This is a genomic window from Pseudomonas sp. o96-267, assembly GCF_003935465.1.
Lineage (GTDB): Bacteria > Pseudomonadota > Gammaproteobacteria > Pseudomonadales > Pseudomonadaceae > Aquipseudomonas > Aquipseudomonas sediminis.
In genome coordinates, this window is the sequence record NZ_RHQP01000028.1 from 64,891 (window position 1) to 80,164 (window position 15,274).

12 protein-coding genes are annotated in these 15,274 nt (G+C 61.9%); 5 read left to right on the forward strand and 7 right to left on the reverse strand.

Annotated features, from left to right (window positions below; genetic code table 11):
- Together EGJ86_RS18315 and EGJ86_RS18320 are read left to right on the forward strand one after the other, a co-directional pair.
- The gene (locus EGJ86_RS18315; protein ID WP_125836086.1) at positions 1–3,138 is read left to right on the forward strand and encodes an efflux RND transporter permease subunit; all 3,138 of its coding nucleotides are present in this window, start codon (positions 1–3) and stop codon (positions 3,136–3,138) included.
- A 4-nt stretch (positions 3,139–3,142) separates the two neighbouring features.
- Positions 3,143–4,543 carry an efflux transporter outer membrane subunit gene (locus tag EGJ86_RS18320; protein ID WP_218565889.1) on the forward strand — a complete coding sequence of 467 codons (1,401 nt, stop codon included), beginning with the start codon at positions 3,143–3,145 and terminating at the stop codon, positions 4,541–4,543.
- Between the two features lie 217 nt (positions 4,544–4,760).
- Here the strand turns inward: EGJ86_RS18320 and EGJ86_RS18330 are convergent, their stop codons facing one another.
- Positions 4,761–5,162, reverse strand: coding sequence for a hypothetical protein (locus EGJ86_RS18330; RefSeq protein ID WP_125836087.1), 402 nt, complete (start codon positions 5,160–5,162; stop codon positions 4,761–4,763).
- Between the two features lie 117 nt (positions 5,163–5,279).
- Between EGJ86_RS18330 and EGJ86_RS18335 the strand changes: the two genes are divergently transcribed.
- On the forward strand, positions 5,280–5,957 hold the full coding sequence (locus tag EGJ86_RS18335) for a DUF4197 domain-containing protein (RefSeq protein WP_125836088.1): 678 nt from the start codon (positions 5,280–5,282) through the stop codon (positions 5,955–5,957).
- Between the two features lie 177 nt (positions 5,958–6,134).
- On the opposite strand, the gene EGJ86_RS18340 is transcribed toward EGJ86_RS18335, so the two are convergent.
- Both EGJ86_RS18340 and EGJ86_RS18345 read right to left on the reverse strand, forming a co-directional pair.
- Entirely contained in the window at positions 6,135–7,490 is a 1,356-nt protein-coding gene (locus tag EGJ86_RS18340) for an ATP-binding protein (protein ID WP_125836089.1), read from the reverse strand.
- Positions 7,487–8,200, reverse strand: coding sequence for a response regulator (locus EGJ86_RS18345; RefSeq protein ID WP_125836090.1), 714 nt, complete (start codon positions 8,198–8,200; stop codon positions 7,487–7,489). Before EGJ86_RS18345 ends, EGJ86_RS18340 begins: the two co-directional genes overlap by 4 nt.
- Positions 8,201–8,367: 167 nt before the next feature.
- On the opposite strand from EGJ86_RS18345, the gene EGJ86_RS18350 reads away from it, so the two are divergent.
- Positions 8,368–9,162: a VacJ family lipoprotein gene (locus tag EGJ86_RS18350; protein WP_372237974.1), complete on the forward strand. Its 795-nt coding sequence runs from the start codon at positions 8,368–8,370 to the stop codon at positions 9,160–9,162.
- The gene (locus EGJ86_RS18355; protein WP_125836092.1) at positions 9,155–9,415 is read left to right on the forward strand and encodes a hypothetical protein; all 261 of its coding nucleotides are present in this window, start codon (positions 9,155–9,157) and stop codon (positions 9,413–9,415) included. Before EGJ86_RS18350 ends, EGJ86_RS18355 begins: the two co-directional genes overlap by 8 nt.
- 87 nt (positions 9,416–9,502) lie before the next feature.
- On the opposite strand, the gene EGJ86_RS18360 is transcribed toward EGJ86_RS18355, so the two are convergent.
- The 4 genes from EGJ86_RS18360 to dctM all read right to left on the reverse strand — a co-directional run.
- Entirely contained in the window at positions 9,503–10,282 is a 780-nt protein-coding gene (locus EGJ86_RS18360; protein WP_125836093.1) for an EAL domain-containing protein, read from the reverse strand.
- Positions 10,283–10,324: 42 nt separating this feature from the next.
- Complete coding sequence (locus EGJ86_RS18365) at positions 10,325–11,956, reverse strand: methyl-accepting chemotaxis protein (RefSeq protein ID WP_125836094.1); 1,632 nt, start codon at positions 11,954–11,956, stop codon at positions 10,325–10,327.
- Between the two features lie 232 nt (positions 11,957–12,188).
- Entirely contained in the window at positions 12,189–14,150 is a 1,962-nt protein-coding gene (gene acs / locus EGJ86_RS18370; protein ID WP_125836095.1) for an acetate--CoA ligase, read from the reverse strand.
- A gap of 215 nt (positions 14,151–14,365) precedes the next feature.
- Positions 14,366–15,274: C4-dicarboxylate TRAP transporter large permease protein DctM (gene dctM, locus EGJ86_RS18375; RefSeq protein WP_148100090.1), on the reverse strand; the 909-nt coding region annotated here is incomplete at its 5' end.

Below are 15,274 nucleotides of genomic sequence, written 5' to 3' on the forward strand. Positions count from 1 at the left end.
ATGACGCCCCAGTTTTTCATCAAACGCCCGCGCTTTGCCTGGGTGGTCGCGCTGTTCATCTCGATGGCAGGCTTGTTGGCCATCCCGTTTCTGCCGGTGGCCCAATACCCCAACGTGGCGCCACCGCAAATCACCGTCACCGCCACCTACCCCGGTGCCTCGGCTCAGGTACTGACCGATTCTGTGACCAGCGTTATCGAGGACGAGCTCAACGGCGCGAAGAACATGCTGTACTTCGAGTCGACCAGCAACGCCAACGGCATCGCCGAAATCACCGTGACCTTCCAGCCTGGCACCGACCCGGATCTGGCCCAGGTCGATGTGCAGAACCGCCTGAAGAAGGCCGAGTCACGCATGCCGCAGGCGGTACTCACCCTCGGTATTCAGACCGAGCAGGCCACCGCCGGCTTCCTGCTGGTCTACTCGCTGCGCTACAAGGACGGCGACAAGAACGCCAACACCACGGCGTTGGCGGACTATGCCGTGCGTAACGTCAACAACGAGATTCGCCGCCTGCCCGGCGTCGGCAAGCTGCAGTTCTTCGACTCCGAAGCCGCCATGCGCGTGTGGATCGACCCGCAGAAACTGGTCGGTTATGGCCTGTCCATCGACGACGTCAATCAAGCGATCCGCACCCAGAACGTTCAGGTGCCGGCCGGCGCCTTCGGCAGCACACCGGGCTCCAGCGAGCAGGAGCTGACCGCAACGCTGACTGTCAAGGGCACGCTGGACAACCCGGAGGAGTTCGCCGCCATCGTGCTGCGCGCCAACCAGGACGGTTCGCAACTGACCCTGGGCGATGTCGCACGCATCGAAGTCGGCCGCCAGGATTACAACTTCGGCTCGCGCCAGGATGGCAAGCCCTCCGTCGCCGCAGCCGTGCAGCTGGCGCCTGGCGCCAACGCCATCCAGACCGCCAAGCTTGTCAAAGAGCGTCTGACCGAGCTGTCGGCGAACTTCCCGGACAATGTCGAATTTTCGGTGCCTTACGACACCTCACGCTTCGTCGACGTGGCCATCCAGAAAGTCATCACCACCCTGGCCGAAGCCATGGTGCTGGTGTTCCTGGTGATGTTCCTGTTCCTGCAGAACCTGCGCTACACGCTGATTCCCACCATCGTGGTGCCGGTGTGCCTGCTCGGCACACTGACCTTCATGTACCTGCTGGGTTTCTCGGTGAACATGATGACCATGTTCGGCATGGTGCTGGCCATCGGCATTCTGGTCGACGACGCCATCGTGGTGGTGGAGAACGTCGAGCGGATCATGGCCGAAGAAGGTCTGGCGCCGCTGCCGGCAACCATCAAGGCGATGGGCCAGGTATCCGGGGCGATCATCGGTATTACCCTGGTGCTGTCGGCGGTGTTTCTGCCACTGGCGTTCATGGCCGGTTCGGTCGGGGTGATCTACCAGCAGTTCTCACTGTCGCTGGCGGTATCGATCCTGTTCTCCGGCTTCCTGGCATTGACCTTCACCCCGGCCTTGTGCGCCACCCTGCTCAAGCCGATCCCTCAGGGTCACCATGAAAAAACCGGCTTTTTTGGCTGGTTCAATCGCCAGTTCACCCGACTGACTGGCCGCTATACCGCTGTGAACAAGACCCTGGTGCCGCGCGCCGGGCGCTTCATGTTCATCTATATCGGCATCGTCGTGCTGATGGGTTTCTTCTACCTGCGCCTGCCGGAATCCTTCGTACCAGTGGAAGACCAGGGCTACATGATCGTCGATATCCAACTGCCACCGGGCGCCACCCGCGAGCGTACGTCGGCAGCAGGCGAAGAACTGGAAGCCTTCCTCGCGTCTCGCGAAGCGGTAGCCACCTCCTTCCTGGTGATGGGCTTCAGCTTCTCGGGCATGGGCGAAAACGCCGCCATTGCCTTCCCCCTGCTCAAGGACTGGTCCGAGCGCGATAGCTCGCAATCCGTGCAGGCGGAAACCGAGGCGGTCAACGCTCACTTCGCCAACCTCGATGACGGCGCGATGATGGCCGTGCCGCCTCCGCCTATCGAAGGCCTGGGTAATTCCGGCGGCTTCTCGCTGCGCCTGCAAGACCGTGGCAGCCTGGGCCGTGAAGCGCTGCTCGCCGCCCGCGACCAACTGCTCGGCGAGGTCAACGGCAACCCGCTGTTCCTCTACGGCATGATGGAGGGCCTGGCCGAAGCGCCACAATTGCGCCTGGTCATCGACCGCGAGAAAGCGCGTAGCCAGGGCGTCGCCTTCGACTCGATCAGCACCGCGCTGTCCACCGCCTTCGGCTCTGCGGTGATCAACGACTTCGCCAACGCGGGTCGCCAGCAGCGGGTCGTCGTGCAGGCCGAACAGGCCGCGCGGATGACCCCGGAAAGCGTGCTCAAGCTGCATGTGCCCAACGACAGCGGCAGCCTGGTGCCGCTGAGCGCCTTCGTCACCACCCAGTGGGAAGAAGGCCCGGTACAGATCGCCCGCTACAACGGCTACCCGTCGATCCGCATCTCCGGCGACGCCGCCCCCGGAGTCAGCACCGGTGACGCCATGGCCGAACTGGAGCGCATCGCCGCCGAGTTGCCGGAAGGTATCGGCTACGAATGGACGGGGCTGTCCTATCAGGAGCGGGTTGCCAGCGGCCAGGCGGTGATGCTGTTCGCGCTGGCCATCGTGGTGGTGTTCCTGTTGCTGGTCGCACTCTACGAGAGCTGGGCGATTCCGCTGGCGGTGATGCTGATCGTACCGGTCGGCGCACTCGGCGCGGTGCTGGCAGTGACCGCCGTCGGCCTGCCCAACGATGTGTACTTCAAGGTCGGCCTGATCACCGTGATCGGTCTGGCAGCGAAGAATGCCATCCTGATCGTCGAGTTCGCCAAGGACTTGTGGGAAGACGGCTACTCACTGCGTGACGCCGCCATCGAGGCAGCGCGCATGCGTTTCCGCCCGATCCTGATGACCTCCATGGCGTTCATGCTCGGCGTGGTGCCACTGGTGATCGCGTCCGGCGCCGGCGCCGCCAGCCAGCGCGCCATCGGTACCGGTGTGCTGGGCGGCATGTTCAGCGCGACGCTTCTCGGGGTGATTTTCGTGCCGATCTTCTTCGTCTGGGTGCTGTCGCTAATGCGTGCCAAACCTCAGCAAACCGACAACCATCCCCTGCACAAAGCGGAGTAATGCGATGACCTCTCACCTCATGCTCCGCCCCGCTCTGCTGACACTGGCCATCGCCCTAGGCGGCTGCTCCCTGGCGCCGACCTACGAACGCCCGGCTGCGCCGGTGGCGGCAGACTGGCAGGTGGCCAACGCCAATGGCACCCGTGCGCAAGCGCTGGACTGGCAGACCTTCATCGTCGATGCCGACCTGCGCCGCGCGGTGGATACCGCGCTGAACAACAACCGCAGCCTGCGTCAGGCCCTGCTGGACATCGAGGCGGCGCGTGCGCAGTACCGCATCCAGCGTGCCGACCGTTTGCCGTCGATCAACGCCAACGCCACGGGCAACCGCCAGCGCCTGCCGGCCGACCAGTCGCAGACCGGCCGTTCGGAGGTCGCCAGCGTGTATCAGGTAGGCCTGGGTTTGGCCGAGTACGAGGTCGACCTGTTCGGCCGCGTGCGCAACCTGTCCGAGGCTGCCCTGGAAACCTACCTGGCCACCGAGGAAGCGACCCGCGCCACGCAGATCAGCCTGATCGCCGAAGTGATCCAGGCCTACCTGACCCGCGATGGCGCGCTGCGCCGCCAAGCGCTGGTGGAGCAGACCCTGGAAAGCCGCCTGGCCTCGCTGGAACTGGTCAGCAAACGCCGTGAAGTTGGCGCCGCCACCGCCCTGGATTACCAAGAAGCGGTCGGCCTCGCCGAGCAGGCCAAGGCCGAACGGGAAAGCACCGAACGCCAGCTGCGCCAGGCGGACAACGCCCTGGCACTACTGCTCGGCACGCCAGACGCCGGGCAATTCTTGCCGTCGACTCCACGCGACGAGCTGATGGTGCTGCAAGACATCGCCCCCGGCACCAGCTCGGAACTGATCGAGCGCCGTCCCGATATTGTTGCCAGCGAGCACCGTCTCAAGGCACGCAATGCCGATATCGGTGCGGCGCGCGCGGCGTTCTTCCCGCGCATCACCCTGACCGGTTCGGTCGGCAGTTCCAGCACCGAGCTATCCGGATTGTTCGAGGGCGGCTCGCGGGCCTGGAGCTTCGCCCCGACGCTGTCGCTGCCGATCTTCGCTGGCGGTCGCAATCGCGCCAATCTGGATCTCGCCGAAGTCCGCCAGGACGCCGCCGTGGCCAACTACGAAGGCACCATCCAGACCGCCTTCCGCGAAGTCGCCGACGCTCTTGCCGCCACCGACACACTGCGCCGTGAGGAAACCGCGCGGCGTGCCCTGGCCGAGTCCAGCCGAGCGGCCGAAGCCCTGGCTGAAGCCCGCTACAGAGGCGGTGTGGATGACCATCTGCGCTACCTGGATGCGCAACGCAGCAGCTTCAACGACCAGACCACGCTGATCCAGATCAGCACCGACCGCCAACTGGCGCTGGCCGATCTGTTCCGGGCGCTAGGCGGTGGCTGGCAGCGCTAGGCTCTGTACGAAAAGTGCCTGCGCTCGGTGATGCTTCGTTAAAAACGGGTTCGGAATGCTCATTTACAGCACGTAAACTCCGCTTCCTCACCCGTTTTTGCCTCGCCTGACCTTCGCTCGACGACTTTTCGTACAAACCCTAATCTGCTCACCCGCTACAAACGACAACCCCACGCTTATGCGTGGCGTTGTCGTTTTCGATCAATGCGTATTCGACCTAGCCGGCTCCCAGCAAATCGTTGGCATCGAGCAGGCGCCAGGCGATTTCCGGTCTTTTCTCCATGGCCCGGCGGATCGCTGCCGGGATGCTTTGCCGCGTTTTACGACACAAACCAGGATGCGCGTCGAAGCGCATGTGAATGCCGCGCATGCTGCGTACCTCGCCATGTGCGGGTTCGATATGCAGGCGAATGCCCAGGTTTTCGAACATACGCTGCTGCATACGCTCGAGGTCTTCCAGGCTCTGCAGGCTTTCCAGACGCTCCAGAAGGCGCTGCTCCTCGTTACGCGTTAGTAACAGCACGCGCGTGTCGGCACCCGGCACCCCCAGCAGCTCATCGCGCTGGCTGTCGCAGGCACCCGGAGGGCAAGAGTTTCGGAGGGGAAGCGGTGAATTCATGGCGCCGATCATAGCCATAGCTGAGCGTGCTGCCCATCCACGCTTATCGGTTGGCTTGTCTACGCTGCAGACTCCGTTAAGCTCACAGCATTTCCCCCCGATGCAAGGATCATCATCATGCTGCGCCTCACTACTCTCGCCGCTAGCTTGCTGCTATCGGCCAACGTCTTCGCACTGTCCCTCTCCGATCTGAGCCAGCAGGACGCCAGCGGCGGCCTCAAGGATGCGCTGATCCAGGGCGCCCAGGTGGCCGTCAAGCAATTGGGCACGCCCGGCGGTTTCAGCAACAACCCGGACGTACGCATCGAACTGCCCGGCAAACTCGGCAAAGCCGCCAAGACCATGAAAATGATGGGCATGGGCGCCCAGGTCGATCAGCTCGAAGCGAGCATGAACAAGGCCGCCGAGGCCGCCGTGCCTCAAGCTCAGGCGTTGCTGGTCGACGCGGTGAAGAAGATGACCGTGGCAGACGCCAAGTCGATTCTCAGCGGCCCACAGGACTCGGCCACCCAGTACCTGAACAAGAGCAGCCGCGAGCAGATCCGCGCCAAGTTCCTACCCATCGTCAAGCAGGCCACCGATCAGGTCGGCCTGGCCCAGCAATACAACGCCTTCGCCGGCCAAGCCGCCAGCTTTGGCGTGGGCGATGCCAAGAACAGCACGGTAGAAAGCTACGTCACCGAACAGGCGCTCGATGGCCTGTTCGAGATGATTGCCAAGCAGGAGGCCAATATCCGCCAGAACCCGGCCGGCGCTGCTACCAGCCTGGCGAAGAAGGTATTTGGCGCACTCTGAATGCCATGGCGGCGGATGCTCTCCGTCGCCACGCTAGGAGGCCGTTGAAAAACGTAGGCGAGGCAGCCAGTGCAAGGCAAAAGCAGGCGAAAAAGCGGAATTTACGAGCTGTAAATGAGCATTTTGAGCCTGTTTTTAACGTAGCAATGGCAACGTAGGTAGTTTTTCAACAGCCTGCTAGGCGAATGGCAGCACCACCCGCACCTCCAGCCCGCCCTCCGTTCTATTGCCCAGACTCAGCCGACCACCATGCTCCAGCACCGTGGCACCCGCAGCCGACAACCCCAGGCCAACGCCGCCAGTGTGTTTGTTGCGTGAGGCCTCCAGACGGTAGAACGGCGCAAATACCGCCTCCTGCTGTTCCACGGGGATACCCGGCCCACGGTCGAGCACGCGGATTTCGACGCCCTCGTCATCGGCCTGCAGCGTCACCTGCGCCTCACGTCCGTATCTGACGGCGTTCTCCAGCAGGTTGACCAGCATGCGCTTGATCGCGATTGGCCGACCGACATACACCTGGCGCCTAGGTACCTGTATCACCACCTGTTCGCCGGCATCCTTGAAGTCGTCGACGATGGTGTGCAACAACTCACTCAGGTCGAAAGCTGTCGCCGTTTCGAGGCGAGCCTCGTCACGAAAGAAATCCAGCGCCGAGTTGACCATGGTCTGCATTTCGTCGACGTCGCTGAACAGCTTCGCCTGCTGCTGCGCATCCTCGATGAACTCAGCGCGCAGCCGCATGCGCGTCAGCGGCGCTCGAAGATCATGGGAAATGGCCGCCAGCATCTGCGTACGATCATCGAGAAAGTGCCGTAGCCGCGACTGCATGGCATTGAACGCAACGATGACCTGACGGATTTCCTGAGGCCCCTCTGGGGTTATCGGCGGCGCCCTGAAGTCCACGCCGAAGCGCCTTGCTCCCTGCGCGAAGCGCTCCAGCGGAGCAGCCAGATAGCGTGTGGCAACCAGTGCCACGATGATGGTCGAGATCATCATCAAGACCAGATACACCAAACTGCGTGGCACCCTCTCCAGCCCCCAGACGCGTGACGGTGTGGAGAACTCCATCCAGCTGCCATCGGCCAGTTCGATCATCAACACGTAACGGCTTTCATCACGCGGCGACGGCCAGTCCTTCGGCTCATAGGCCTCGATCCTGGCTTGCGGCCGCTGCAACAACTGCAGCAAAAGCTCAGCACCGTAACGGAAAGCAGAGTCATCGATCGCCGGCAGCTGAGCGTCACTATGCTGCCGTAACCATCGGGCGTTGAAGGCTTCATCGCTAGCGGCATCAGCCACCTTCTGCCGCTGCTCGGGCGGCAGCGCATCGGCAATCCGGGCAATACTGGCCATGCGTTCCATCAGGCCCGCCTCCTGCAACGGCGGTCGCGCCCATACGCCCGCCAGCAGACTGAGCAGTGAACTCAGCAGCAAGGCGGTGAGCATCGATGCCAGGGTAGTCAGGGCGATCCAGCGTGCGACGGTGTCACGCGTCAGCCAGACACCACCCTTGAGTCGCGTCAGCCATCTCATCGTTTCACTACCACGCTGGGCGTGAAGAGATAGCCGATATGACGGATGGTACGAATCATCGAACTACGCGAGGGTTCGGCATCGAGCTTGCGCCGTAGCCGACTGACCTGCACGTCGACGCTACGATCAAAAGCGTCATAGGCTTCACCGCGTGCCATGTCGAGCAGTTGCTGGCGACTGAGCACACGCTGCGGATGCTCGGCGAGGACCAACAGCAGTTCAAACTCGCCAGCCGACAGTGGAATCAGAACTTTGTCCGGTGAGCGCAGCTCACGGCGGGTCACGTCGAGCTGCCAGCCAGCGAATTCCAGAATCGATCGTGGCCGCTCATGCAGCACGCTGCGTACCTCGCCCGTACGGCGCAAAACCGCACGCACCCGCGCCAGCAATTCGCGGGCATCGAAAGGCTTGCTGAGGTAGTCATCAGCGCCCAGTTCCAGCCCCACTACGCGGTCACTCAGCTCGCTCATCGCCGTCAGCATGATGATCGCCATCGAATGCTCGGTGCGCAGGCGCTGACACAATACCAGGCCACTGTCGCCCGGCAGCATCACGTCGAGAATCACCAGATCCGGCAGTTGCCGCTCGAGCGCACGCCACAACGCCTGCCCGTCAGTGGCAACGTCCACGCTGTAGCCATGCTGTTCGAGAAACTTCTTCAGCAAAGCAAGAACTTCGGTGTCGTCGTCCACCAGCAACAAGCGACTCACGGTCAGCACACCCTCGATACGTTTGCGAGCGCCTATCTAAAACCATCGAACGCCTGCCGTCATATATTTCAATCCGGCAACAAAGCTTCCTGTTGGCAACAGAGCGGACATTCACGGGCAAAAATATCTTGGCAGCCTCGGCGCAGTTTCCTATCGAGGTGTTCCGCATGTCCGTCACAACATTTGTACCCCCTGCCGCGCGCCCTCTCACGCTCGCCATGACCATGCTGCTAGCCAGTGGTTGTGCCAGTAACCCGCCGCCTGTCATCGATTCGGCGGGCTGCGTCGCTACGCCGGACTATGTGGTGAACGACCCAGCCGAATCGATCAACCGTGGCATATTCGTGGTCAACCGAGCACTCGACGACTACCTGCTCGCCCCCGCTGCCCGCGGCTATCGACAGTTGCCCGAATTCGCTCAGAGCGGCGTGCACAACTTCTCGGCCAATTTTGGCGAACCGATGGTGTTCATCAACGATCTGCTGCAAGGCAACCCCAAGCGCTCGATGGTCACGGCCACGCGCTTCATTACCAACAGCACAGTGGGTGTGGTGGGGTTGATCGACGTATCGAGCCGCTTTGGCCTGGAGCGTCACCGAGCCGACTTCGGCCAGACCTTCAGCGTATGGAACATTGCCGACGGCCCTATCGTCGAACTGCCGCTGTTCGGTACGTCCAACCTGCGCGACGCCACCGGCCGTGTGCTGGGTTTTGCCATAGACCCGTTCGGCAGCAACAGCGATACCCTGGATACGCTCGGCACCATCAGCACTGTCGGCGGCACGATCGACGGTCGTGCGCAGCGTCTGCCCATGACCGACGCGCTGCAACGGCAGCCTGACTACTACGCTGCACTGCGCGATACCGTGGCCGAACGCCGCGCGCAGTTCGTCGCGGAAGGCAAGCTCGGCGCGGCACTGGAAGCGTCGGTTAACTGCGAAGCGGAAACGGCCGATGAGTAGAACTGAAGACTCGCTGCTGCTCTATCAGCGGATCAGGAATCCCGACTCGCTATCGCTGCATTGCCGGGAGGTCGATTTGCGTCTGAGCGATGACCGCTGCCATCTGGTGCTCAGTCGTTACGTCGAACTCTACGTCAACGAATGCACGCAATGGGAAATGGTCAGCCATCACCAGGTCAGGCTAACTGATCTGCTGCGTTGGATGATTCTGCACAGCCGACGCGTGCCGCCACCGGCTAATCTCGACGGGTGAAGCACTGCAGCCCCATCAACTTGCAAGACGAAAGCCAAATGGCCGGGTGGGTGCCACAATACCTACCCATGCCCACCTCACGCTTCATCAGACGCAGCAGAGCCTGTCCAACGCAGGCCTGGCGAAGAAAAAGCCTTGCATGTAGCGGATACCAAGCTCGATCAACGCATCACGCTCACCAACACTTTCGATGCCCTCGGCGATGATGCGAATGCCTAGACGCTGTGCGACCAGCACGATACCGGCGACGATGGCCTGGCGCACCGGGTCCTGATCGATGCCGCGGGTCAGGGCCATGTCCAGCTTGAGTAGGTGCGGTTGAAACTCGGCCAGCAGATTGAGCCCGGAATAGCCCGCGCCAAAATCGTCGATGGCGGTGGTGAAGCCCTGCTTGCCGTACTCGGCGAAGATTCGCTTGAGGTGCTCCGCATCGTGGATCTGCTCTCCCTCGGTCACCTCGAACATCAGCCGTTCGCGTGGAAAGTCGAAGCGCCTGGCTGCCTCCAAGGTGGCGCGAATACAGGTCTCGGCCCGGTAAACCGCATTAGGCAGAAAATTGATGCTGAGCAGACAGTCGGGAATCTTGTGCAGGCCGAGGCCAGCCGCCAACTCGATGGCCTTGACCCGGCACGCCTGATCGAAGCGATAGCGATTGCCGTCGTTGACCCGCCCGAGTATTTCCCCCGCAGACTCGCCATTGAGACCACGCACTAATGCCTCGTAGGCGAATGGCCGCTGTTCCTCGACATCCAGAATCAGCTGGAACGCCATGGTGAAATCGAACCCCAGCGCTTCGGGATTGCGGCACTCGTTACAGCCAACCGAACGAAAGGGTTCAGGGAAAATACTGGGGCTGACAATGTCCATTGAACGGGTCCTGACCAGGAGACGACACCGGCTGCTAACGAATCAGAGCTTGAAGTAATCCACCTGTCTTTCCAGAGACAGGGCGAGCTGCTGCAGATCTCTCGCAGTGCTTGCCGTATCGGCCACTGCCTCACTGTTCTGCATCGACATCTGCGCGATGCGTTCGACGTTGCGCGCCACGTCCTGGCTGGCCACCGTCTGCTCACGCAGTGCCAGAGAAATCTGATCGACCACACCAACCACGCGCTCGGAGGCCTGACGGATAGTGACGATGGCATCGCCTGCCTGGTTGGCCTGCTCCACCCCGCTGCTGACCTGCTGCACGCCGATCTCCATGTTGCCCACCGCATTGCGCGTACCGGTCTGGATCTTCTTGATCATCTCGGTGATTTCCTGGGTGGAATTGGCAGTACGCTGCGCCAGCAGACGCACCTCGTCGGCAACCACGGCAAAGCCACGGCCCTGCTCACCGGCACGCGCGGCCTCGATCGCCGCGTTTAGGGCCAGCAGGTTGGTCTGATCGGCAATCTCCTTGATCACGTTGACGATCGAGGAAATCTGGTCCGAATGCTGGCCCAGCTCGCTAATCTGCACAGCGGCGCCCTGCACGGTATCGGCAATGCGCTGCATGCTCGACAACGTGCTCTGAATCACCGTACCGCCATCGGCCGATTGCCGTCCCGACTCACTCGACAGGCCATGGGCCTCGTTGGCGTTGTCAGCGACATGATTGATGCTAACCGTCAGCTCCTCGACCGTCGCCGCCATGCTGGACGCTGCCTGTGACTGCTCCTGAGTCGACACCGACAGCTGCGTTGACGCGCTGGAGATGTTCTGCGCCGAGGCGACCAGTTGCTCGGCGCCAGAGCGAATCTGCCCGATCATCTCGCGCAGACGCTCCTGCATGGTAGCGAAGGCATCCAGCAGCACGCCGATCTCGTCACCACCGGCACGGCTGATGCTCGAATCCAGGCGCCCCTGGGCGATGCTGCGGGCGACGTCGACGACCTGTTGCAAGCGCCCGGCAATGCTTCGAGACAGCACGAAGGCAACACTCAGGGCCAGTACTACAGCGGCCAGCCCACCCAGCAGGAGAATCACCAGCGACGAAGACTTGGCCGATTGCATGGATGCCGAGCGTTGCTCCAACAATGCGCTCTCCTCGGCCTGCAGGTCTTTGAGCAACAGGCGCATGCCATCCATCTTGGCTTTGTCGCGGCCCGCACTGACCTGCTCGATTACTGCCTCGATGGGCTGCGAACCGGCGCTCACCTTGCGGCGCAATTCGACATTGCTGTCGATGTCTTCCCGCATCCACTGGTCATGCGCGCTCAGCAACTGATTGAGACGCTGCTGTTGAGCCGGGTTGTCGGCGGTCAGATTGCGCAACTTGGCGAAATGTTCCTGAAATGCGTGCTCACCTTCGGTTAGGGGGGCGAGGAACTGCTCGCGGCCGGTGATGACGAAACCACGCATACCGGTCTCGATATTGATCAGGCTCGCCAACAGATCGGCTGACTCGTTGATCACATCGTAGGTATGGATGTTGCGCTTGACCGTACTGTCGACCTCACTGAAACCACGCCAGGTAGATAACACAAGGATCAGGATGATCAGCAGAACAACGCCGAAACCCGCATACAGCTTTTGAGAAATGCTGAGATTGGCAAACATGAAGACGTCCTCGGAGCGCAAAGGTAGGCATTGACTATGGGATAGCGGCGACACGCACAAGGAAGTGATGCCCCGAGAGACATGGCGCAGCGCCATTATGCATACCTATACAAAACTTGTACAAATAAATAAAACGTACAACAAGATCCACCCTGCTGGCTTTCACTCCTCCCAGAAATGAAAAACCCCGCCGGGCTTTTGGCCGGGCGGGGTTTTCGTTTGCCGTTACCGATCAGGCGCAGGCGGCTTGCATCTGGCGATGCGTGTCGATGAGGTGCTGCACCACGCCAGGATCGGCCAGCGTGGAGATGTCGCCGAGGGAATCGTATTCGGCGGTGGCGATCTTGCGCAGGATACGGCGCATGATCTTGCCCGAGCGGGTCTTCGGCAAGCCCGGAGCCCACTGAATCACGTCCGGCGTGGCGATCGGACCGATCTCCTTGCGCACCCAGTTGCGCAGTTCCTGACGCAGTTGTTCCGATGCTTCTTCGCCCGCATTGAGGGTGACGTAGACGTAGATGCCCTGCCCTTTGATGTCGTGCGGTACACCGACCACCGCGGCCTCGGCCACTTTCGGGTGGGCGACCATGGCGCTTTCCACTTCGGCGGTACCCATGCGGTGGCCGGAGACGTTGAGTACGTCGTCGACACGGCCGGTGATCCACCAGTAGCCGTCTTCGTCGCGGCGCGCACCGTCACCAGTGAAGTACATGCCACGGAAGGTCTTGAAGTAGGTGTCGACGAAGCGGTCATGGTCGCCGTACAAGGTGCGCGCCTGGCCCGGCCAGGAATCGATGATCACCAGGTTGCCTTCGGCAGCGCCTTCGATGATGTTGCCCAGGTTATCCACCAGCGCCGGCTGTACGCCGAAGAACGGACGTGCAGCGGAGCCCGGCTTTAGGCCATGGGCACCCGGCAGCGGGGTCATCAGGCAGGCACCGGTCTCGGTCTGCCACCAGGTGTCGACGATTGGGCAACGGCTCTGACCGACGTTCTCGTAGTACCACTGCCAGGCTTCCGGGTTGATCGGCTCACCGACCGATCCAAGCAGACGCAGGCTGGAACCATCGGCGCCTTCGACCGCGGCCTTGCCCTCGGCCATCATGGCGCGAATGGCGGTCGGGGCAGTGTAGAGGATGTTGACCTTGTGCTTGTCGACGATCTTGGCCACGCGCGAAACGTCCGGATAGTTCGGTACGCCTTCGAACATCACGGTAGTGGCACCGTTGGACAGCGGCCCGTAGACCAGGTAGGTGTGGCCGGTGACCCAACCGATGTCGGCGGTGCACCAGAAGACTTCGCCCGGACGGTAGTCGAACACGCGCTCATGGGTCAGCGAGGCGTATACCAGGTAGCCGCCGGTGGTGTGCAGCACGCCCTTGGGCTTGCCGGTGGAACCGGAGGTGTAGAGGATGAACAGGGCTTCTTCGGCGCCCATTTCCTTCGGCGCGCAGACACTGCCAGCCACCTTCATCAGGTCTTCGTACCAGATGTCACGATGCTGGTTCCACTTGATTTCGGAACCGGTGCGCTGCACCACGATGACCTTCTGGATGCTGCGTGTCTCGGGGTTGGTCAGGGCGTCGTCGACGTTCGCTTTGAGCGGTACTTTCTTGCCGCCACGCAGCCCTTCGTCAGCGGTGATAACAACCTTGGACTGGCAATCGATGATGCGCCCGGCCAGAGCTTCCGGCGAGAAACCGCCGAACACCACGGAGTGGATTGCACCGATGCGCGCGCAGGCCAGCATGGCTACCACGGCTTCCGGGATCATCGGCATGTAGATGGTCACCACGTCGCCGCGGTGCACGTCCTGGCCACGCAGGGCGTTGGCGAACTTGCACACTTGCTCGTGCAGCTCGCGGTAGGTGATTTCCCGGTGCTCGGACGGATCGTCGCCCTCCCAGATGATCGCGACCTGGTCGCCGCGCTCTTCCAGGTGACGGTCGAGGCAGTTGTAGGAGACGTTCAGGGTGCCATCGGCGAACCACTTGATGTCGACATGGTGATCGTCGAAGGTGGTCTGCTTGACCTTGTTGTAGGGCTTGATCCAGTCGATGCGCTTGCCCTGCTCGCGCCAGAAACCCTCGGGGTTGACCACGGACTGTTGGTACATGGCCTTGTAGGTGGCCTCGTCAGTGAGGGTCCGCGCGGCCACTTCGGGACGCACAGGGTAAAGGGACGCAGCACTCATGAAATCACCTCGACGGGGAGTTGTTTTTGTATGGTGCCTTTTGTATCCCCCGACCCTTCGTGAGGCCATTCGACCATGGTCTTACCGCTCTAAGACCATGGTCTTGAAGCCCTGCCTGGCATATGGCGAGCCAATTCGACAGCGTCATGGATACGTCGAGGCACGCAGATAAAAAAACCCGGCACAAGGCCGGGCACAGAGGTAGACATAATTGCTCAGCTCATCCCCAACCAGTTCGGCAACGCCATAGATACCGCTGGGATGTAGGTGATGATCATCAGGAAGCTCAGCAGCAGCATCAGCCATGGCATCGCCGCGCGGATCACTGCCGTCAGCGGCATTCCCGTTACCGCCGAGGTCACGAACAGGTTCAGCCCCACTGGCGGCGTGATCAGGCCGATCTCCATGTTCACCACCATGATGATGCCCAGGTGAATCGGGTCGATGCCCAGTTGCATGGCGATCGGGAACAGGATCGGCGCCAGGATCAGGATGATCGCCGACGGCTCCATGAAGGCACCGGCGACCAGCAGCACGATGTTCACCACCAGCAGGAACTGCCATGGCTGCAGGCCCAGCTCCACCACCCAGGCGGTGATCTGCTGGGGAATCTGCTCGGTGGTCAGCACGTGAGCGAAGAGCATGGCGTTGGCGATGATGAACATCAGCATGATGGTCAGCTTGCCGGACTCCAGCAGCACCTTCGGGCACTCGCGGATGGTCAGGTCCTTGTACACGAACAGGGCGACGAAGCCGGCGTATACCGCCGCCACGGCCGCAGCCTCGGTCGGGGTGAACATGCCGGTGTAGATACCGCCGAGGATGATCACCATCAGCAGCAGGCCCCAGAACGCCTCACGGGCGGAACGCAGCCACTCGCGGAAGCTGGCACGCGGCAGGGCCGGCAGCTTCTTGATGCGCGCGACGATGTAGATCGCGATCATCAGCACCAGGCCGAGCATGATGCCGGGGATCACACCGGCCATGAACAGCTTGCCCACCGACTGCTCGGTGGCAGCGGCGTACACCACCATCACGATCGACGGTGGAATCAGGATGCCCAGGGTACCGGCGTTACACACGATGCCGGCGCCGAACGCCTGCGGGTAACCGGAACGCACCAT

Coding starts and splice junctions, on each gene's coding strand:
- acs (WP_125836095.1), bottom strand. CDS start 14,150: ATGAGTGCTGCGTCCCTTTACCCTGTGCGTCCCGAAGTGGCCGCGCGG.
- EGJ86_RS18340 (WP_125836089.1), bottom strand. CDS start 7,490: ATGAGATGGCTGACGCGACTCAAGGGTGGTGTCTGGCTGACGCGTGAC.
- EGJ86_RS18360 (WP_125836093.1), bottom strand. CDS start 10,282: ATGGACATTGTCAGCCCCAGTATTTTCCCTGAACCCTTTCGTTCGGTT.
- EGJ86_RS18320 (WP_218565889.1), top strand. CDS start 3,143: ATGACCTCTCACCTCATGCTCCGCCCCGCTCTGCTGACACTGGCCATC.
- EGJ86_RS18330 (WP_125836087.1), bottom strand. CDS start 5,162: ATGAATTCACCGCTTCCCCTCCGAAACTCTTGCCCTCCGGGTGCCTGC.
- EGJ86_RS18365 (WP_125836094.1), bottom strand. CDS start 11,956: ATGTTTGCCAATCTCAGCATTTCTCAAAAGCTGTATGCGGGTTTCGGC.
- EGJ86_RS18355 (WP_125836092.1), top strand. CDS start 9,155: ATGAGTAGAACTGAAGACTCGCTGCTGCTCTATCAGCGGATCAGGAAT.
- EGJ86_RS18335 (WP_125836088.1), top strand. CDS start 5,280: ATGCTGCGCCTCACTACTCTCGCCGCTAGCTTGCTGCTATCGGCCAAC.
- EGJ86_RS18350 (WP_372237974.1), top strand. CDS start 8,368: ATGTCCGTCACAACATTTGTACCCCCTGCCGCGCGCCCTCTCACGCTC.
- EGJ86_RS18315 (WP_125836086.1), top strand. CDS start 1: ATGACGCCCCAGTTTTTCATCAAACGCCCGCGCTTTGCCTGGGTGGTC.